The sequence below is a fragment of the Pseudomonas sp. GW823-FHT02C05 genome (assembly GCF_058797595.1).
Genome location: NZ_JBXAJU010000001.1, coordinates 1,214,329 through 1,231,994, shown reverse-complemented (window position 1 = coordinate 1,231,994; position 17,666 = coordinate 1,214,329). Strand labels below are relative to the sequence as shown.

General features: G+C 64.8%; 16 protein-coding genes. 10 read left to right on the top strand and 6 right to left on the bottom strand.

Annotated features, from left to right (window positions below):
• Positions 1-2 precede the first annotated feature (2 nt).
• From AC1RGE_RS05625 to AC1RGE_RS05610, 4 genes are all read right to left on the bottom strand, one after another.
• Positions 3-1,106: an ABC transporter ATP-binding protein gene (locus AC1RGE_RS05625; protein ID WP_492583643.1), complete on the bottom strand. Its 1,104-nt coding sequence runs from the start codon at positions 1,104-1,106 to the stop codon at positions 3-5.
• 23 nt (positions 1,107-1,129) lie between these two features.
• Positions 1,130-1,960 (bottom strand): carbohydrate ABC transporter permease, encoded by an 831-nt coding sequence (locus AC1RGE_RS05620; protein ID WP_011061359.1) that lies wholly within the window; start codon positions 1,958-1,960, stop codon positions 1,130-1,132.
• A 10-nt stretch (positions 1,961-1,970) separates the two neighbouring features.
• On the bottom strand, positions 1,971-2,897 hold the full coding sequence (locus AC1RGE_RS05615) for a carbohydrate ABC transporter permease (RefSeq protein ID WP_492583641.1): 927 nt from the start codon (positions 2,895-2,897) through the stop codon (positions 1,971-1,973).
• A 157-nt stretch (positions 2,898-3,054) separates the two neighbouring features.
• Positions 3,055-4,326, bottom strand: coding sequence for an ABC transporter substrate-binding protein (locus AC1RGE_RS05610; RefSeq protein WP_232512122.1), 1,272 nt, complete (start codon positions 4,324-4,326; stop codon positions 3,055-3,057).
• A gap of 385 nt (positions 4,327-4,711) precedes the next feature.
• On the opposite strand from AC1RGE_RS05610, the gene AC1RGE_RS05605 reads away from it, so the two are divergent.
• The 6 genes from AC1RGE_RS05605 (at position 4,712) to AC1RGE_RS05580 (ending at position 11,659) form a co-directional block, all read left to right on the top strand.
• Positions 4,712-5,734 (top strand): AraC family transcriptional regulator, encoded by a 1,023-nt coding sequence (locus tag AC1RGE_RS05605; RefSeq protein WP_041120647.1) that lies wholly within the window; start codon positions 4,712-4,714, stop codon positions 5,732-5,734.
• Between the two features lie 347 nt (positions 5,735-6,081).
• Positions 6,082-7,746: an AMP-binding protein gene (locus tag AC1RGE_RS05600; RefSeq protein WP_011061355.1), complete on the top strand. Its 1,665-nt coding sequence runs from the start codon at positions 6,082-6,084 to the stop codon at positions 7,744-7,746.
• Between the two features lie 14 nt (positions 7,747-7,760).
• Positions 7,761-8,522: an SDR family NAD(P)-dependent oxidoreductase gene (locus AC1RGE_RS05595; protein ID WP_011061354.1), complete on the top strand. Its 762-nt coding sequence runs from the start codon at positions 7,761-7,763 to the stop codon at positions 8,520-8,522.
• Positions 8,523-8,534: 12 nt separating this feature from the next.
• Positions 8,535-9,725, top strand: coding sequence for an acetyl-CoA C-acyltransferase (locus AC1RGE_RS05590; protein ID WP_011061353.1), 1,191 nt, complete (start codon positions 8,535-8,537; stop codon positions 9,723-9,725).
• A 12-nt stretch (positions 9,726-9,737) separates the two neighbouring features.
• Positions 9,738-10,865 (top strand): acyl-CoA dehydrogenase, encoded by a 1,128-nt coding sequence (locus tag AC1RGE_RS05585; RefSeq protein WP_011061352.1) that lies wholly within the window; start codon positions 9,738-9,740, stop codon positions 10,863-10,865.
• Positions 10,866-10,885: 20 nt separating this feature from the next.
• Entirely contained in the window at positions 10,886-11,659 is a 774-nt protein-coding gene (locus AC1RGE_RS05580; protein WP_011061351.1) for an enoyl-CoA hydratase, read from the top strand.
• Positions 11,660-11,820: 161 nt separating this feature from the next.
• Here the strand turns inward: AC1RGE_RS05580 and AC1RGE_RS05575 are convergent, their stop codons facing one another.
• Positions 11,821-12,972, bottom strand: coding sequence for an acyl-CoA dehydrogenase family protein (locus AC1RGE_RS05575; RefSeq protein ID WP_011061350.1), 1,152 nt, complete (start codon positions 12,970-12,972; stop codon positions 11,821-11,823).
• A 4-nt stretch (positions 12,973-12,976) separates the two neighbouring features.
• Positions 12,977-14,083, bottom strand: a complete 1,107-nt coding sequence (locus AC1RGE_RS05570) for an enoyl-CoA hydratase/isomerase family protein (protein ID WP_258610772.1) — start codon at positions 14,081-14,083, stop codon at positions 12,977-12,979.
• A gap of 460 nt (positions 14,084-14,543) precedes the next feature.
• Between AC1RGE_RS05570 and AC1RGE_RS05565 the strand changes: the two genes are divergently transcribed.
• From AC1RGE_RS05565 to AC1RGE_RS05550, 4 genes are all read left to right on the top strand, one after another.
• Positions 14,544-15,323 (top strand): transporter substrate-binding domain-containing protein, encoded by a 780-nt coding sequence (locus AC1RGE_RS05565; protein WP_492583639.1) that lies wholly within the window; start codon positions 14,544-14,546, stop codon positions 15,321-15,323.
• A gap of 72 nt (positions 15,324-15,395) precedes the next feature.
• A complete protein-coding gene (locus AC1RGE_RS05560; protein ID WP_011061347.1) occupies positions 15,396-16,121 on the top strand; it encodes an ABC transporter permease in 726 nt (241 codons plus the stop codon).
• A complete protein-coding gene (locus AC1RGE_RS05555) occupies positions 16,118-16,828 on the top strand; it encodes an ABC transporter permease (protein ID WP_011061346.1) in 711 nt (236 codons plus the stop codon). Before AC1RGE_RS05560 ends, AC1RGE_RS05555 begins: the two co-directional genes overlap by 4 nt.
• 64 nt (positions 16,829-16,892) lie before the next feature.
• Complete coding sequence (locus tag AC1RGE_RS05550) at positions 16,893-17,654, top strand: ABC transporter ATP-binding protein (protein ID WP_492583637.1); 762 nt, start codon at positions 16,893-16,895, stop codon at positions 17,652-17,654.
• The last annotated feature ends 12 nt before the right edge of the window (positions 17,655-17,666 follow it).

The window sequence follows — 17,666 nt, the reverse complement described above, 5'->3', positions numbered from 1 at the left end:
GATCAGGCGGCGGCGCGCAGGGGGCGGGACACGGCGACCCCCTGGGCATCGAATAGATGGCAGTGCTGGGGGGCCAGGTGCAGGTGCAGCTGTTCGCCGTAGCGGCTCGCCAGGTCACCGCGGATACGCAGGGTCAGGGCTTCACCGCAACTGCTGCGGACATGGCAGAAGGTGTCGCTGCCCAGGCGCTCGGCCACGTCGCTGGTGACTGCCAGGCTGCCCGGGCCGGGCTCGCCCAGCTCCAGATGCTCGGGGCGGATGCCCAGGGTCACCTCGCTGCCCGGGCTCAGTTGCGCACCGCTCTGCTCCAGGCGCAGGCGTGCCCCGGCATCCAGCTGGACCTCGCAGCCCTGGCCGTCGACGTGGCTGATGCGGCCCTTGAGAAAGCCCATCTTCGGCGTGCCGAGAAAGCCTGCGACAAACAGGTTGGCCGGGCGATGGTAGAGTTCCAGGGGCGAGCCCACCTGTTCCACCCGGCCACCATTGAGCACCACCACCTTGTCTGCCAGGGTCATGGCTTCCACCTGGTCGTGGGTCACGTAGATCATGGTGGCCTGCAGTTCCTTGTGCAGGCGCGCCAGTTCCAGGCGCATCTGTACCCGCAGGGCGGCATCGAGGTTGGACAGCGGTTCGTCGAACAGGAAGATCTTCGGGTTGCGCACAATGGCGCGGCCAATGGCCACGCGCTGGCGCTGGCCGCCGGACAGCTGCTTGGGCTTGCGTTCAAGCATCGGCCCCAGTTCCAGGATGCGCGCCGCTTCGTCGACCTTCTGCTGCACCAGGGCCTTGTCGACCCCCGCCAGGTCCAGGGCGAAGGACATGTTCTTGCGCACGCTCATGTGCGGGTACAGGGCGTAGGTCTGGAACACCATGGCCAGGTCGCGCTTGGCCGGGCTGACTTGGGTGATGTCGCGCCCGTCCAGCTCGATGCTGCCGCCGCTGACTTCCTCCAGCCCGGCGATCAGCCGCAGCAGGGTGGACTTGCCGCAGCCCGAGGGGCCGACGAACACCACGAATTCCTTGTCGTTCACTTCAAGGTCGATGCCTTTGATGATCTCGAAGCCTTCGAAGCCTTTTTGCAGGTTGCTGATTTTCAGGTGAGCCATGGGATGTCTCCGCAATTTCAGAGTTACTTCACCGCGCCAAAGGACAGGCCGCGTACGAGCTGCTTCTGGCTGATCCAGCCGAAGATCAGGATCGGCGCGCAGGCCAGGGTCGAGACCGCCGAGAGCTTGGCCCAGAACAGCCCTTCGGGACTGGAATAGGAGGCGATCAGCGCGGTCAGCGGGGCGGCGTTGGAGGAGGTCAGGTTGAGCGACCAGAAGGCTTCGTTCCAGCACAGGATCAGTGACAACAGCGCGGTGGAGGCCAGGCCGCCCTTGGCAATGGGCATGAGTACCCGCAGCATCTCTTGGGCCAGGGTGGCGCCGTCCAGGCGGGCGGCTTCGAGGATGTCCCGGGGGATGTCCTTGAAGTAGGTGTAAACCATCCACACCACGATCGGCAGGTTGATCAGGGTGTAGATCACGATCAGCGCGATGCGCGTATCCAGCAGGCCGAAGCTCTTGGCCAGCAGGTAGATGGGCATCAGCACGCCCACCGGCGGCAGCATCTTGGTGGAGAGCATCCACAGCAGGGTGCGCTTGGTGTTGCGGGTTTCAAAGAAGGCCATGGAGTAGGCCGCCGGCACCGCGATCAGCAGGCACAGGGCGGTCGCGCTGAAGGAAATCACCACCGAGTTCCAGGCGAAGGCCAGGTAGTTGCTGCGCTCGTTGATGTGCAGGTAGTTCTCGAGCGTTGGCGTGAAGATGAATTGCGGCGGCGTGGCAAAGGCGTCGATCTCGCTCTTGAAGCTGGTCAGCACCATCCAGAAGATCGGGAAGAAGATCAGGATCGCGATGGCCCAGGCCAGGGTGCCCAGTAGCAGGCTTTGCAGGCGTCGGGATTGTTGCAGGGTCATGGCGGCCACCTCAGCTCTGGTCAGTCAGGTTTTTGCCGATCATCCGCACCAGGATGATCGCGGCGATGTTGGCGATGACCACGGCGATCAGCCCGCCGGCCGAAGCCATGCCGACGTCGAACTGCACCAGGGCCTGGTTGTAGATCAGGTACGCCAGGTTGGTGGAGGCGTAGCCCGGGCCACCGTTGGTGGTGGTGAAGATCTCGGCGAACACCGACAGCAGGAAGATGGTCTCGATCATCACCACCACGGCAATCGGCCGGGCCAGGTGCGGCAGGGTCAGGTGCCAGAAGATGGCGATGGGCCCGGCACCATCGAGGCGCGCGGCTTCCTTTTGTTCCTGGTCCTGGGACTGCATGGCGGTCATCAGGATCAGGATGGCGAACGGCAGCCACTGCCAGGAAACGATGACGATGATCGACAGCAGCGGGTAGTGCGCCAGCCAGTCCACCGGCTGGGCGCCGAACAGTTTCCACAGCGCGGCGAGGATCCCCGACACCGGGTGGAAGATCAGGTTCTTCCAGATCAGCGCGCCCACCGTGGGCATGATGAAGAACGGCGAGATCAGCAGCACCCGGACGATGCCCCGGCCGAGGAACTCGCTGGCCTCCAGCAGGGCGCTGATCAGTACCCCGAACACCACGCTGATCAGCAGTACGCTGCCCACCAGCAACAGGGTGTTGGTGGCCCCGGGCACAAAGCCCGAATCACTGAGGAAGTAGCTGAAGTTCTCCAGGCCGACGAACTGGTTCTCGCCGGGGTACAGCAGGTTGTAGCGGATCACTGAAAAGTACAGGGTCATACCCAGGGGCACGATCATCCACAGCAGCAACAGCGCCACCGAGGGGCTGACCAGGAACCAGCCGGGGTTGGCCAGGCGGCTTTTGCGAGGCGCCGCCTGCGGTTGCACATGCAGCTTGGCAGTCGAGGTATTCATAAGGGTCACAACCAGTTGGGTACAGGGGGGCGCGACACGGCGCTGGCACGGCCGGGCTGCCCGTAGGTGCTGGCTTGCCAGCGAAGGCGCCCTTGAACACTGCGCAAGACTCAAGGGCCTCTTCGCCGGCAAGCCGGCTCCTACAGGGAGAGCCGGGTTATTTCGGGTAGCCGGCGCGTTTCATTTCCCGTTCGGTGCTCTGCTGCGCGGCCGCCAGGGCCTGGTCCACCGTGGTCTGGCCGATCAGGGCGGCGGAAAACAACTTGCCGACCTGGGTGCCAATGGCCTGGAACTCGGGGATGGTTACCAGTTGGATGCCGACGTAGGGCACGGGCTTTAGGGTGGGCTTGCTCGGGTCGGCGACCTTCAGCGATTCCAGGGTGACCCTGGCGAACGGCGCGGCCTGCATGTAGGCCTCGCTGTAGGTGGAGGCGCGGGTGCCCGGCGGCACATTGGCGATGCCATCCTTCTCGGCCACCAGGGCCGCGTACTGCTTGGAAGTGGCCCAGGCACTGAAGGTCTTGGCGGCGTCCTTGGCCTTGGAACTGGCGGGGATCGCCAGGGACCATGAGTACAGCCAGGCGCTGCCCTTGTCAGTGACCTGGTGCGGCGCGTAGGTGAAGCCCACATGGTCGGCGACCTTGCTCTGGCTCTTGTCGGTGACGAAAGAGCCGGCCACGCTGGCATCGACCCAGATCGCGCACTTGCCGCTGTTGAACAGCGCCAGGTTTTCGTTGAAACCGTTGCTCGAAGCCCCCGGCGGGCCGGACTTCTTCATGTTGTCGACATAGAAGCTCAGGGCGTTCTTCCATTCCGGCCCGGTGAACTCCGGCTGCCATTGTTCATCGAACCAGCGTGCGCCGTAGCTGTTGGCCAGGGTGGTGATCAGGGCCATGTTCTCGCCCCAGCCGGCCTTGCCCCGCAGGCAAAGGCCGTACTGCTCCTGGTCGGGCTTGTTGAGCTTGGCGGCGAATTCGCCGATCTGCTCCCAGGTCGGCCGCTCGGGCATGCTCAGGCCGGCCTCCTTGAACAGGTCGGTGCGGTAGTAGGTCATGGAGCTTTCGGCGTAGAACGGCAGGGCATAGAGAGTGCCCTTGACCGACAGCCCCTCGCGCACCGAAGGGAAGACATCGTCCAGCTCATAGCTGGCCGGCAGGTCCTGCATCGGTTGCAGCCAGCCCTTGGCGCCCCAGAGTGCGGCTTCGTACATGCCGATGGTGAGCACGTCGAATTGCCCGCCCTGGGTGGCGATGTCGGTGGTCAGGCGCTGGCGCAGCACGTTCTCTTCCAGCACCACCCAGTTCAGCTTGATGTCCGGGTGCTCGGCCTCGAAGGTCTTGGACAGGCGTTGCATGCGGATCATGTCGCTGTTGTTGACGGTGGCTATGGTCAGGGTCTGGGCGCCAAGGGTGACGCTGCTGAGGGTCATGCAGGTGGTGAGGAGCAGGGCTTTGCTGCAGGGTTTCATCGTTCACTCCTGTCCTGCGCCGGTGAGGGCTGCAGAAGGACGGTTATTGTTGTTATGTCTTCCTCTGCCGAGGAAGAAGGTGGGCTGATTACAGCCCTCAAACGCGGTGCTGACAAATCATCCCTGACACTTGAATTGATACTTTTTTGCACTGGCCCGCCAAAGGGCCCTTGGCTTGGGCAGACGTTCTGCGGGACTCGCTGGCGCATGGGCCTGTTCGCGGCCTTGCAGATGCGTATTGGTTTTGCCTGGCAGGAGGGGTTGCCACTTAGCCCAAAGCCCACTGGCTTTTTCCCGGTCACTGCCTAAGATGGCCATCCCAGGATTGAGTAAACCGTTGGCCGCGATGTCGGAAAAAGACACCATCTCCATGCAACTGGTGCGCGAGGCACTGCTGCAAAGCTGCGCCCCGGGCGCTGCCACCGATGAAGTGCTGCACAAGGTCGGGATCGACCCGGCGGGCCTGCAGCAGGGCACGGCGCGGGTACCGGCCAGTGCCTATGCACGGCTCTGGCGCCTGCTGGCGCGGCGCCTGGACGATGAGTTCTTCGGCATGGACCCGCGCCGCCTGAAGTCCGGCAGCCTGGCCTTTCTCTGCCGCTCGGCCATGGCCCAGCCGACCCTGGCCAGCGGGTTGGACTCGGTGCTGGGCTTTCTGACGCTGATGTTCGAGCGCATGCCGGCGCAGCTGGTGCACCAGCAGAGCCTGGCGGAAATCGTCCTGCTGGAGGATGAACACGAGCCGCGGCGGGCCTTTACCTACTTCACCTACTGGATGATTGTCCACGGCGTGGCCTGCTGGCTGGCGGGCCGGCGCATTCCGATCCTGGCCATCGAGCTGCGCGGCCCGCAGCCGGATTTCTGCGACGACTACCGGGTGATGTTCTCCGACAACCTGCGTTTCGAGCGGCCGCGCACACGGATGATCATCGCCGCCGACTGCCTGGACCTGCCGATCAAGCGCAGCGAGGAAGAACTCAAGCGCTTCCTGGCCCATGCCCCGGCCAACATCCTGGTCAAGTACCGCGACCCCGAGAGCCTGGCCAGCCGCATCAAGCAGCAGTTGCGGCAACTGCCAGGGGAGCAGTGGCCCGAGAGCGAAAGCCTGGCCCAGAGCCTGTGCATGTCCGCCTCGACCCTGCGCCGGCGCCTGGCGGAAGAGGGCCAGAGCTACCAGGCCCTCAAGGACAGCGTGCGCAAGGAACTGGCGATTGTCTGGCTGGCCGAGCCGCAGATCAGCTTTGCCGAGATTGCCGGGCGCCTGGGGTTTGCCGACACCAGCTCGTTCTACAAGGCCTTTCGCAAATGGTCCGGTTCCAACCCCGGGCATTACCGCAGCCTGATCCTCAACGACCCGCACCTCTCGTAGGAGCCGGCTTGCCGGCGAAGAGGCCCGCAAGCCTTGCACCGCCCGAGACGACGCCTTCGCTGGCAAGCCAGCTCCTACACAGACGGTAACCCCATCCCCCAATAGGAGCCGGCTTGCCGGCGAAAGGGCCCGCAAGCCTTGCACCGCCCGGGCCGATGCCTTCGCTGGCAAGCCAGCTCCTACGGCAATTTCAGGTGCCGCCGCCAACCGTGGCGGGGCGTGCTCTTGGCCAAACCGGTCACGCAACTTGATAGCTTTGACCATTGTTCCGCGAGGGCTCTGGCGCCAGTATTTCCCTGATTTTCATGAGGTTCCCATCCTAATAAGAACAGTGAGGGATTCTGGCAATGCGCAACTACCTGTCTGCTATCAAGGAATTCGATTATCAGCACACCATGGAGTCGGCCCTGGCGGGCTCGCTCTCAGCCCTCAATGCCTGTGTCGAGTGCTGCGACCGGCATGCCTTGCCCGGGCGCATCGCGCTGTTCTGGGAAGGCCGGGACGGCAGCAGCGCCAGCTACACCTTCACTGAACTGCAGGACAAGGCCGGGCGCCTGGCCAACTTCTTCCTGGCCCAGGGGGTCGGCAAGGGCGACAAGGTCGCCGGGCTGCTGCCACGCAATGTCGAACTCTTGATCACGGTGCTGGCCACCTGGCGCATTGGCGCGGTGTACCAGCCGCTGTTCACCGCCTTCGGCCCCAAGGCCATCGAGCACCGCCTCAACAGCTCCAAGGCCAAGCTGGTGGTCAGCGACGCGGTGAACCGGCCCAAGCTGGCGGAAGTCGCCGAGTGCCCGACCATCGTCACGGTCGCAGGCGCCAAGGGCCAGGGCATCGTGCGTGGCGATTTCAGCTTCTGGGCCGAGCTGGAACAGTACCCGGCCCAGTGCGAGCCCGTGCTGCTGACCGGCGAAGACCCATTCCTGCTGATGTTCACCTCGGGCACCACCGGCCCCTCGAAAGCCCTGGAAGTACCGCTCAAGGCCATAGTCGCGTTCCAGGCCTACACCCGCGACGCCGTGGACCTGCGCCCGGAAGACGCCTTCTGGAACGTCGCCGACCCGGGCTGGGCCTACGGCATCTACTTCGGCGTCACCGGCCCCTTGGGCCTGGGCCACCCGATCACCTTCTACGATGGCCCCTTCACCCTGGAAAGCACCTGCCGGGTGATCAACAAGTACGGCATCACCAACCTCACCGGTTCGCCCACTGCCTACCGCCTGCTGATCGCTGGCGGCGACCAGTTCGCCCGTTCGATCAAGGGCCGCCTGCGTATCGTCAGCAGCGCCGGCGAGCCGCTCAACCCCGAAGTCATCCGCTGGTTCGCCGAACAACTGGGCGTGGTGATCCACGACCACTACGGCCAGACCGAGCTGGGCATGGTGCTGTGCAACCACCACGGCCTGGAGCACCCGGTGCATGTCGGTGCCGCCGGTTTCGCCTCGCCGGGCCACCGTATCGTGGTGCTGGATGAGCACTACCAGGAACTGGGCGTCGGCCAGCCGGGGATTCTGGCCATCGACCGCAGCCAGTCACCCATGTGCTGGTTCGCCGGTTACGCCGGGGTGCCGACCAAGGCCTTCGTCGGCAACTACTACTTAAGCGGCGACACCGTGGAGTTGAACCAGGACGGCAGCATCAGCTTCGTGGGCCGCAGCGACGATGTCATCACCACCTCCGGCTACCGGGTCGGCCCGTTCGACGTGGAAAGCGCACTGATCGAACACCCGGCCGTGGTGGAAGCGGCGGTGGTGGGCAAGCCCGACCCGGAGCGCACCGAACTGGTCAAGGCCTTCGTGGTGCTCAGCGAGCAGTACCGCGCCACCGATGAGCTGGCAGAGGAGTTGCGCCAGCACGTGCGCAAGCGCCTGGCGGCCCATTCCTACCCCCGTGAAATCGAATTTGTCAGCGAATTGCCGAAGACCCCAAGCGGCAAATTGCAGCGCTTTATCTTGCGCAACCAGGAAATCGCCAAGGCTCAAGAGGCCGCGGCGTCAACAGCTACCGCATGAACAGGATTTGAATGATGGACATTGCAAACCAGGTGTTTCTCGTCAGTGGCGGCGCTTCCGGCCTGGGAGCCGCCAGCGCCGAAATGCTGGTCGCCGCCGGCGCCAGGGTGATGCTGGTGGACCTCAATGCCGAGGCCGTGGCGGCCAAGGCCCAGCAGCTGGGCTGCCAGAGCGTGGTGGCCGACATCAGCCAGGAAGCCGCGGCCGAAGCGGCGGTGCAGGCCACGGTCAAGGCCTTTGGCGGGCTCAACGGCCTGGTCAACTGCGCCGGCATCGTGCGTGGCGAGAAAATCCTCGGCAAGAACGGCCCCCACGCCCTGGCCAGCTTCAGCCAGGTGATCAACGTCAACCTGATCGGCAGCTTCAACCTGCTGCGCCTGGCAGCAGCAGCCATTGCCGAAAGCCCGGCCAATGCCGACGGCGAGCGCGGGGTGATCATCAACACGGCGTCCATCGCCGCCTTCGACGGGCAGATCGGCCAGGCGGCCTACGCTGCCTCCAAGGGCGCCATCGCCAGCCTGACCCTGCCGGTGGCCCGGGAGCTGGCACGCTTCGGCATCCGGGTGATGACCATCGCCCCGGGTATTTTCGAAACCCCGATGATGGCCGGCATGAGCGACGAAGTGCGGGCCGGCCTGGCCGCCGGCGTGCCATTCCCGCCACGCCTGGGCAAGCCCGCCGAGTACGCAGCGCTGGTGCGGCACATCATTGAAAACAGCATGCTCAACGGCGAGGTGATCCGTCTCGACGGCGCCTTGCGCATGGCCGCCAAGTAAGGAGGATTCATCATGTCCATTGCCCAAGATCCGATTGTCATCGTCAGCGCCGTCCGTACCCCCATGGGCGGTTTCCAGGGGGACCTCAAAGGCCTCAGCGCGCCGCAACTGGGGAGCGAAGCCATTCGCGCCGCAGTCCAGCGCGCCGGCATTGCACCGCAGGCGGTCGAAGAAGTGCTGTTCGGCTGCGTGCTGTCCGCCGGCCTCGGCCAGGCCCCGGCCCGTCAGGCCGCCCTGGGCGCCGGCCTGGACAAGGGTACCCGCTGCACCACCCTGAACAAGATGTGCGGTTCCGGCATGGAGGCCACCATCCTGGCCCACGACATGCTGCTGGCCGGCAGTGCCGAGGTGGTGATCGCCGGTGGCATGGAAAGCATGTCCAACGCCCCGTACCTGCTGGACCGCGCTCGCAGCGGCTACCGCATGGGCCACGGCAAGGTGCTGGACCACATGTTCCTCGACGGCCTGGAAGACGCCTACGACAAGGGCCGCCTGATGGGCACCTTCGCCGAGGATTGCGCCGAGGCCAACGGCTTTACCCGCCAGGCCCAGGACGATTTCGCCGTGGCTTCCCTGACCCGTGCCCAACAGGCGATCAAGGATGGCCTGTTCAAGGACGAGATCGTTCCCCTGCAGGTGATGGTCGGCAAGGAGTCGAAGCTGATCAGCGACGACGAGCAGCCGCCCAAGGCCAAGCTGGACAAGATCCCCACCTTGAAACCGGCGTTCCGCGACGGTGGCACCGTGACTGCGGCCAACTCCAGCTCGATCTCCGACGGCGCCGCGGCCCTGGTGCTGATGCGCCGCTCCGAAGCTGACAAGCGCGGCCTCAAGCCCCTGGCAGTGATCCACGGCCACGCGGCCTTCGCCGATACCCCCGGGCTGTTCCCGGTGGCCCCGGTGGGTGCCATCGAGCGGCTGATGAAGAAGACCGGCTGGTCGTTGAACGAGGTCGACCTGTTCGAGATCAACGAAGCCTTCGCCGTGGTCAGCCTGGTCACCATGAGCAAGCTGGAAATCCCCCACGCCAAGGTCAACGTGCACGGCGGCGCTTGCGCCCTGGGCCACCCGATCGGCGCTTCCGGTGCGCGGATCCTGGTGACCCTGCTGTCGGCCCTGCGCCAGAAAGGCCTCAAGCGTGGCGTGGCCGCGATCTGTATCGGCGGTGGTGAAGCCACGGCCATGGCCGTTGAATGCCTGTAACGAGGAATCCCGATGTTGCCCAATGACGAACAACTGCAGATCAGCGACGCGGCCCGGCAATTCGCCCAGGAGCGCCTCAAGCCTTTCGCCGCCGACTGGGACCGCGAGCACCGCTTTCCCAAGGAAGCCATTGCCGAGATGGCCGAGCTGGGTTTCTTCGGCATGCTGGTGCCCGAGCAGTGGGGCGGGTGCGACACCGGCTACCTGGCCTATGTCATGGCCCTGGAGGAAGTCGCCGCCGGTGATGGCGCCTGTTCCACCATCATGAGCGTGCACAACTCGGTGGGCTGCGTGCCGATCCTCAAATTCGGCAACGATGACCAGAAGGAACGCTTCCTCAAGCCCCTGGCCAGTGGCGCCATGCTCGGCGCCTTCGCCCTGACCGAACCCCAGGCCGGCTCCGATGCCAGCAGCCTGAAAACCCGGGCCCGCCGCGACGGCGACCACTATGTGCTCAACGGCTGCAAGCAGTTCATTACCTCCGGGCAGAACGCCGGGGTGGTGATCGTGTTCGCGGTCACCGACCCGGCGGCCGGCAAGCGCGGCATCAGTGCCTTTATCGTGCCCACCGACTCGCCGGGCTATAAGGTCGCGCGCATCGAGGACAAGCTCGGCCAGCACGCCTCCGACACCTGCCAGATCCTCTTCGAGGATGTGAAGGTGCCGCTGGCCAACCGCCTGGGCGAGGAGGGCGAGGGCTACAAGATCGCCCTGGCCAACCTTGAAGGCGGGCGCGTGGGCATTGCCTCGCAATCGGTGGGCATGGCCCGGGCTGCATTCGAAGCGGCACGGGATTACGCCCGCGAGCGCGAAACCTTCGGCAAGCCGATCATCGAGCACCAGGCCGTGGCCTTCCGCCTGGCGGACATGGCCACCCAGATCGCCGTGGCGCGGCAGATGGTGCACTACGCCGCGGCCCTGCGCGACAGTGGCAAGCCGGCGCTGGTGGAGGCCTCGATGGCCAAGCTGTTCGCTTCGGAAATGGCCGAGAAGGTCTGTTCCGCGGCCTTGCAAACCCTGGGCGGCTATGGCTATTTGAGCGACTTCCCGGTGGAGCGGATCTACCGCGATGTGCGCATCTGCCAGATCTACGAAGGCACCAGCGACATTCAGCGCATGGTCATTTCGCGCAATCTCTGACTTTTAGCAGGAGCTGATTCATGAGCTACGAAACCATTCTGTTGGACATCAAGGGCCGGGTCGGCCTGATCACTCTCAACCGCCCCCAGGCGCTGAACGCCCTCAATGCACAGATCGTCGGCGAGGTGAACCAGGCCCTGGATCGCCTGGAAGCCGACCCGCAGATCGGCTGCATCGTCATCACCGGTTCCAAGAAAGCCTTCGCCGCCGGTGCCGACATCAAGGAAATGGCCGAGCTGAGCTACCCGCAGATCTACCTCGACGACCTCTTCAGCGACAGCGACCGCGTGGCCAACCGGCGCAAGCCGATCATCGCCGCGGTCAACGGCTTCGCCCTGGGCGGCGGTTGCGAACTGGCGCTGATGTGCGACTTCATCCTGGCCGGCGACAACGCCAAGTTCGGCCAACCGGAAATCAACCTCGGCGTGCTGCCGGGCATGGGCGGCACCCAGCGCCTGACCCGCGCGGTAGGCAAGGCCAAGGCCATGGAAATGTGCCTGACCGGGCGTTTTATCGACGCCGTGGAAGCCGAGCGCTGCGGCATCGTCGCACGCATCGTGCCGGCCGATGAACTGGTGGAAGAAGCCCTGAAAGTGGCGGCGGTGATTGCCGGCAAATCGATTCCGGTGAGCATGATGATCAAGGAAAGCGTGAACCGCGCCTTTGAAGTCAGCCTGTCCGAGGGCGTACGCTTCGAGCGCCGGGTATTCCACGCCGCCTTCGCCACCCAGGACCAGAAAGAAGGCATGGCCGCCTTCATCGCCAAGCGTGACCCGCAGTTCAAGGATCAGTAACCGCAGCGTCCTAGCCATGTAGGAGCTGGCTTGCCAGCGAAGGCGTCCCCGAGGGCAGCGCATAACTCAGGGGCCTGCTCGCCGGCAAGCCGGCTCCCACGAGGGAACAGCCAAAAAAAATCGCAGCCCCGGCTGCGATTTTTTGTTTTCGGCGTCAATGCCTACAGCTGGTAATGCTTCAACTCGCGAGCGATCAGCAGGCGCTGGATCTCGCTGGAGCCTTCGTAGATCTGGGTAATTCGCGCATCGCGGTAGTAGCGTTCCACCGGATAGTCTTCCAGGTAGCCGTAGCCGCCATGGATCTGCATGGCCGAGGAGCAGACCTTCTCGGCCATTTCCGAGGCGAACAGCTTGGCCTGGGAAGCCTCCGACAGGCACGGCTGGCCCGCGCTGCGCAGGCGCGCGGCGTGGAGGATCAGCAGGCGGGCGGCATTCAGGCGGGTGTGCATGTCGGCCAGCAGGTTGGCGATGCTCTGGTGTTCGATGATCGGCTTGTCGAACTGCACCCGCTCCCGGGCGTAGGCCAGGGCGGCTTCAAAGGCGGCGCGGGCGATGCCCAGGGCCTGGGCGGCGATGCCGATGCGCCCGCCTTCGAGGTTGGACAGGGCGATGGCCAGGCCCTTGCCCCGTTCACCCAGCAGGTTGGCCTCGGGGATGGTGCATTGGTTGAGGGTCACGGCGCAGGTGTCGGAGGCGCGGATGCCCATCTTGTGTTCGGTGCGGTCGACGATGAAGCCAGGGGTGTCGGTGGGCACCAGGAACGCCGACAGGCCTTTCTTGCCCAGTTCCGGGTCGGTCACTGCAAAAACGATGGCTAGCTGGGCGCGCTTGCCGTTGCTGACGAACTGCTTGGCGCCGTTGATTACCCACTGGCCGTCCCGCAGTTCGGCGCGGGTGCGCAGGTTGTGGGCTTCGGAGCCGGCCTGGGGTTCGGTCAGGCAGAAGCAGCCGATGGCTTCGCCAGCGGCCAGGCGCGGCAGCCATTGCTGCTTTTGTTCCTGGCTGCCGTAGTTGAGGATCGGCCCGCAGCCCACCGAGTTGTGGATGCTCATCAGGGCACCGGTGGCGCCGTCGCCGGCGGCGATTTCTTCCACTGCCAGGGCATAGGCCACGTAGTCCAGGTAGCTGCCGCCCCATTCCTCGGGAACCACCATGCCCAGCAGGCCCAGTTCGCCCATCTTGCGCACCAGGCCATCGTCGATCCAGCCGGCCTTTTCCCAGGCCTGGGCATGGGGGGCGATCTCGCCTCGGGCGAAGTCCCGGGCCATGTCGCGGATCATCACTTGCTCTTCGGTCAGTTCAATGTCGTGCATGAGTTCAGCTCCCGCTGCCGTCAAAACCGCTGAAGAAGCTCGCCACCCGATCGGCGTCGAGGGCCGCCAGGGTGGGCGGATTCCAGTGCGGAGTCTTGTCTTTGTCGATGATCAGGGCGCGTACGCCTTCCATCAGGTCGCCACGCTCGAACCACTGCCGGTCCAGGTGCAGTTCCAGGGCGAAGCATTGTTCCAGGCTCAACTGGCGGCCGTGGCGCAGCATTTCCAGGGTCACGGCCATGGCCAGGGGAGAGCGGGTTTCCAGCAGGTCGGCGGTGCTGCGCGCCCATTCATGGCTGTCGGCAACGGTGACGGTACGCAGTTGCTCGACGATGCTGGGTACGTCCGCCTGGGCGAAGAAGTGGTCGATGACCGGGCGCAAGGCTTGCAGGGGCGCATCGGGCAGGGCCTGCACCGCGAGCCTGGCCAGCAGGCCTTGCAGGTCCTTGAGGGGCGAGTCGCTCCAGTGCAGGCGGTCCAGGCGCTGGTTCAGCAGGTCCAGCTTGCTGCTGTCCAGGTGCCAGTCGGCCAGGCCGCAGTACAGGGCATCGGCGGCGCGGATCTGCACGCCGCTGACTCCGAGATAGATCCCCAGCTCCCCGGGTATGCGCGACAGGAAGTAACTGCCGCCAACATCCGGGAAGTAACCGATGGCCACCTCCGGCATCGCCAGGCGGCTGCGCTCGGTGACTACCCGCAGGTCGGCGCCTTGCACCAGGCCCATGCCGCCACCCAGGACAAAACCGTCCATCAGCGCCAGCACCGGCTTGCGGTAGTGGTGGATGGTCAGGTCAAGGGCATATTCCTCGACGAAGAAGTCTTGGTGCAGGCTGTCGCCGCTGTGGTAGCTGTCGTACAGCGAGCGGATATCGCCGCCGGCGCAGAAAGCCTTGTCCCCCGCGCCACGCAGGACGACGGCGTGGATCAACGGATCCTGGGCCCAGTGGTCCAGGTGCTGCTGCAAGGTGCGGACCATCGACAGGGTGATGGCGTTGAGGCCGGCGGGGCGGTTTAGGGTCAGGTAGCCGATGTGGTTGCGCACCTCGACCAACACTTCGTCCGGGGTGGCGTCGCAGGCCCGGCTCGCCTGGGATGAAACCTGAGCAGTCATCACTAACTCCCTGCTTTTATTGTTTTTTATATGAGGCTCGCGCGCGAGCATCGGCGGATCGTAGCAGTGCAAATTTGCCAATTACAACCCGGAAAGCTGCAGGTCGACTGTGCATTTTTGCATGACAAAAAAACACGCCCTGGCCTTGCGCAACCGCTCTGGACCAAGGTGTAGAGCCTTGACGACAGAATCGGCTGTGAAATAGCCGTGATCAGCCGATCCCGGCTGTTTCAGGCGCCCCTTACGACACCTGGGCCACTTCGGCAGTTGGCATTCTGGCGCTCCGTTGCAGCGTAGACCGCGGCAACCAGGAACGGGTTCGGCTCTGCGCGCCAAACCCGGCCAATAACAACAAGAACCCGACTGCGGCGCCCCCGCATCCACTCTCTGCCCCTGTCACAAGTGGGGCCTGGCATTGCTGCCGGGCCGCTATAAATCCAAATAATCCGGGACTCTGAAGATGACTAAACACTGGCTGGCTGTGCCGTTACTGGCAATTGCGTGCGTTTCCATGGGCGCCAGCGCCAAGGAATGGAAAGAACTGCGCTTTGGCGTCAACCCGAGCTATCCGCCCTTTGAATCCACCACGGCAGGCGGCGGCGTGCAGCGCTTCGGTGTCGACCTGGGCAACGCCATCTGCGCCGAGCTCAAGCTCAAGTGCGTGTGGGTCAGCAACGACTTCGACGGCCTGATCCCGGCACTCAAGGCCGGCAAGTTCGACGCCATCGAGTCCTCCATGACCGTTACCGATGCGCGGCGCAAGCAGATCGACTTCAGCGACCGCCTGTACGCCGGCCCCACGGCCATCGTCACGCGCAAGGGCTCGGGCCTCGAACCCACCGGCGAATCGCTGAAGGGCAAGACCCTGGGCTACATGCAGGGCACCGTCCAGGAAACCTACGCCAGGGCCAAGCTGGGCCCGGCGGGGGTCAAGCTGCGGGCCTACCAGAACCAGGACCAGGTCTATGCCGACCTGGTCTACGGCCGGCTGGACGCCTCGATCCAGGACAAGCTGCAAGCGCAGATGAGTTTCCTCGCATCACCCCAGGGCGCCGACTTCGAGAACAGCGTCGGCATCAGCGACCCTCTGGTGCCGTCGGAGATCGCCATTGGCCTGCGCAAGGACCAGGACGAGCTCAAGGCCATGCTCAATGGCGCCATCCAGGCGCTGCATGAGAAGGGCATCTACGCCCAGATCCAGCGCAAGTACTTCGGCGACCTCGACCTCTACAACAACTGATCGCCCACGGCGGGCCCCGGGACTGTTACCCAGTATCCCGGGCCCGGCCGTGGCCCGAGCAAGGTGATTGGCGTGAATACCTTTCTGACTCTGTTGGGCCTGGACCTCGAGGTCCTGCAAGGCTATGGGCCGCTGTTGCTGCACGGCGCCTGGATGACCCTGAAACTCTCCGCCCTGGCGCTGCTGGTGAGCATGCTCCTGGGGTTGCTGGGGGCGGCGGCCAAGCTTTCGCCGCTGCGCCTGCTGCAGATCCCGGCGACCTGCTACACCACCTTGATCCGCGGCGTACCGGACCTGGTGCTGATGCTGCTGATCTTCTACAGCCTGCAGGGCTGGCTCACGGCCCTGACCGAACTGCTGGACTGGCCCTATATGGAGATCGACCCCTTCGTGGCCGGGATCGTGACCCTGGGCTTCATCTACGGCGCCTATTTCACCGAGACCTTTCGCGGGGCAATCCTCAGCGTGCCCCGGGGCCAGCAGGAAGCCGCGGCGGCCTTCGGCCTGAGCCGCATGCAGCGCTTTCGCCACGTGGTGTTCCCGCAGATGATGCGCTTCGCCTTGCCGAGCCTGGGCAATAACTGGCTGGTGCTGCTCAAGGCTACGGCGCTGGTGTCGATCATCGGCCTCACCGACCTGGTCAAGGTGGCCCAGGAAGCCGGCAAGAGCACCTTCAACATGCTGGATTTCCTGCTCCTGGCGGCGGCCCTGTACCTGCTGATCACCAGCGCTTCGAACCAGCTGCTGCGGCGCCTGGAACGGCACTACAACCAGGGCGTGCGAGGGCTGTCGCGATGATCGAACTGATCCAGGAATACTGGCGGCCGTTTCTGTTCACTGACGGCGAGAGCCTTACCGGGCTGGCCATGACCCTGTGGCTGCTGGTGGCCAGCCTGGCCATGGGTTTTGTCCTGTCGCTGCCCCTGGCCATTCTGCGCACCTCGCACTGGGCGCTGCTGCGCTGGCCGGTGCAGTTGTTCACCTATGTGTTTCGCGGCACGCCTTTGTACATCCAGCTGCTGATCTGCTACAGCGGCCTGTACGGCATCGCCGCGATACGCCAGCAGCCGTTGCTCGAAGCCTTCTTCCGCGATGCCATGAACTGCACCTTGCTGGCCTTCACCCTGAACACCTGCGCCTACACCGTGGAGATCTTCGCCGGGGCCATCCGCAGCATTCCCTATGGCGAGATCGAGGCAGCCCACGCCTATGGCCTGAGCGGCTGGCGCCTGTACTGGCGGCTGATCCTGCCTTCGGCCCTGCGCCGGGCGCTGCCGTACTACAGCAACGAGGTGATCCTCATGCTGCACGCCACCTCGGTGGCCTTCACCGCCACCATCCCGGACATCCTCAAGGTGGCCCGGGACGCCAATGCCGCCACCTTCATGACCTTCCAGGCCTTCGGCATCGCCGGCCTGTTGTACCTGGGGCTGTCCTTCGGCCTGGTGGCGGCCTTCCGCCTGGCGGAGCGGCGCTGGCTGAGCTTCCTCGGCCCGGCTCACTGACGCTCCTTTCCTCTTTTTCCTATCCAGAACCTTGCTGCCAGCGGCGGGGTTCCAGGAGTCTGCGATGTACAAATTGACCGTTGAAAATCTCTACAAGCGTTTTGGTGACAACGAGGTGCTCAAGGGCGTCTCGTTGAAGGCCCGGGCCGGAGACGTGGTGAGCATGATCGGCGCCAGTGGCTCGGGCAAGAGCACCATGCTGCGCTGCATCAACTTCCTGGAGCGGGCCGATGCCGGGGCCATTGCCCTGGACGGCGAGGAGGTTGTCACCCGCGATGCCCCAGGCGGCATGCAGGTGGCCAGCCCGGCCCAGTTGCAGCGCCTGCGCACGCGCCTGGCCATGGTGTTCCAGCACTTCAACCTGTGGAGCCACCTCAGCGTGCTGGAGAACATCATGCTGGCGCCGTGCCGGGTGCTGGGCATTGGCCGCAAGGAGGCCGAAGCCAGTGCCCGGGCCTACCTGGACAAGGTGGGCTTGGCGCAACGGGTGGCCGAGCAGTACCCGGCGTTCCTGTCCGGTGGCCAGCAACAGCGGGTGGCGATCGCCCGGGCCCTGGCGGTGGAGCCGCAGATCCTGCTGTTCGACGAGCCGACCTCGGCGCTGGACCCGGAACAGGTGGGGGAGGTGCTGAAGGTGATCCAGGCCCTGGCCGAAGAGGGGCGGACCATGCTCATGGTCACCCATGAAATGAGCTTTGCCCGACAAGTGTCGAGCCAGGTGTTGTTCTTGCATCAAGGGCGGGTCGAGGAGCAGGGTAGCCCGGCGATTCTCGACCAGCCGCAGAGTGAACGTTTGCAGCAGTTTCTATCCGGCCGTTTGAAGTGAGGGAAGACATCC

Excerpts from the sequence above, each read along its gene's own strand:
- AC1RGE_RS05575 (WP_011061350.1), bottom strand. The coding sequence starts at position 12,972 with ATGCACGACATTGAACTGACCGAAGAGCAAGTGATGATCCGCGACATG.
- AC1RGE_RS05555 (WP_011061346.1), top strand. The coding sequence starts at position 16,118 with ATGATCGAACTGATCCAGGAATACTGGCGGCCGTTTCTGTTCACTGAC.
- AC1RGE_RS05550 (WP_492583637.1), top strand. The coding sequence starts at position 16,893 with ATGTACAAATTGACCGTTGAAAATCTCTACAAGCGTTTTGGTGACAAC.
- AC1RGE_RS05580 (WP_011061351.1), top strand. The coding sequence starts at position 10,886 with ATGAGCTACGAAACCATTCTGTTGGACATCAAGGGCCGGGTCGGCCTG.
- AC1RGE_RS05620 (WP_011061359.1), bottom strand. The coding sequence starts at position 1,960 with ATGACCCTGCAACAATCCCGACGCCTGCAAAGCCTGCTACTGGGCACC.
- AC1RGE_RS05595 (WP_011061354.1), top strand. The coding sequence starts at position 7,761 with ATGGACATTGCAAACCAGGTGTTTCTCGTCAGTGGCGGCGCTTCCGGC.
- AC1RGE_RS05565 (WP_492583639.1), top strand. The coding sequence starts at position 14,544 with ATGACTAAACACTGGCTGGCTGTGCCGTTACTGGCAATTGCGTGCGTT.
- AC1RGE_RS05570 (WP_258610772.1), bottom strand. The coding sequence starts at position 14,083 with ATGACTGCTCAGGTTTCATCCCAGGCGAGCCGGGCCTGCGACGCCACC.
- AC1RGE_RS05615 (WP_492583641.1), bottom strand. The coding sequence starts at position 2,897 with ATGAATACCTCGACTGCCAAGCTGCATGTGCAACCGCAGGCGGCGCCT.
- AC1RGE_RS05625 (WP_492583643.1), bottom strand. The coding sequence starts at position 1,106 with ATGGCTCACCTGAAAATCAGCAACCTGCAAAAAGGCTTCGAAGGCTTC.
- AC1RGE_RS05600 (WP_011061355.1), top strand. The coding sequence starts at position 6,082 with ATGCGCAACTACCTGTCTGCTATCAAGGAATTCGATTATCAGCACACC.
- AC1RGE_RS05610 (WP_232512122.1), bottom strand. The coding sequence starts at position 4,326 with ATGACCCTCAGCAGCGTCACCCTTGGCGCCCAGACCCTGACCATAGCC.
- AC1RGE_RS05590 (WP_011061353.1), top strand. The coding sequence starts at position 8,535 with ATGTCCATTGCCCAAGATCCGATTGTCATCGTCAGCGCCGTCCGTACC.
- AC1RGE_RS05605 (WP_041120647.1), top strand. The coding sequence starts at position 4,712 with ATGTCGGAAAAAGACACCATCTCCATGCAACTGGTGCGCGAGGCACTG.
- AC1RGE_RS05585 (WP_011061352.1), top strand. The coding sequence starts at position 9,738 with ATGTTGCCCAATGACGAACAACTGCAGATCAGCGACGCGGCCCGGCAA.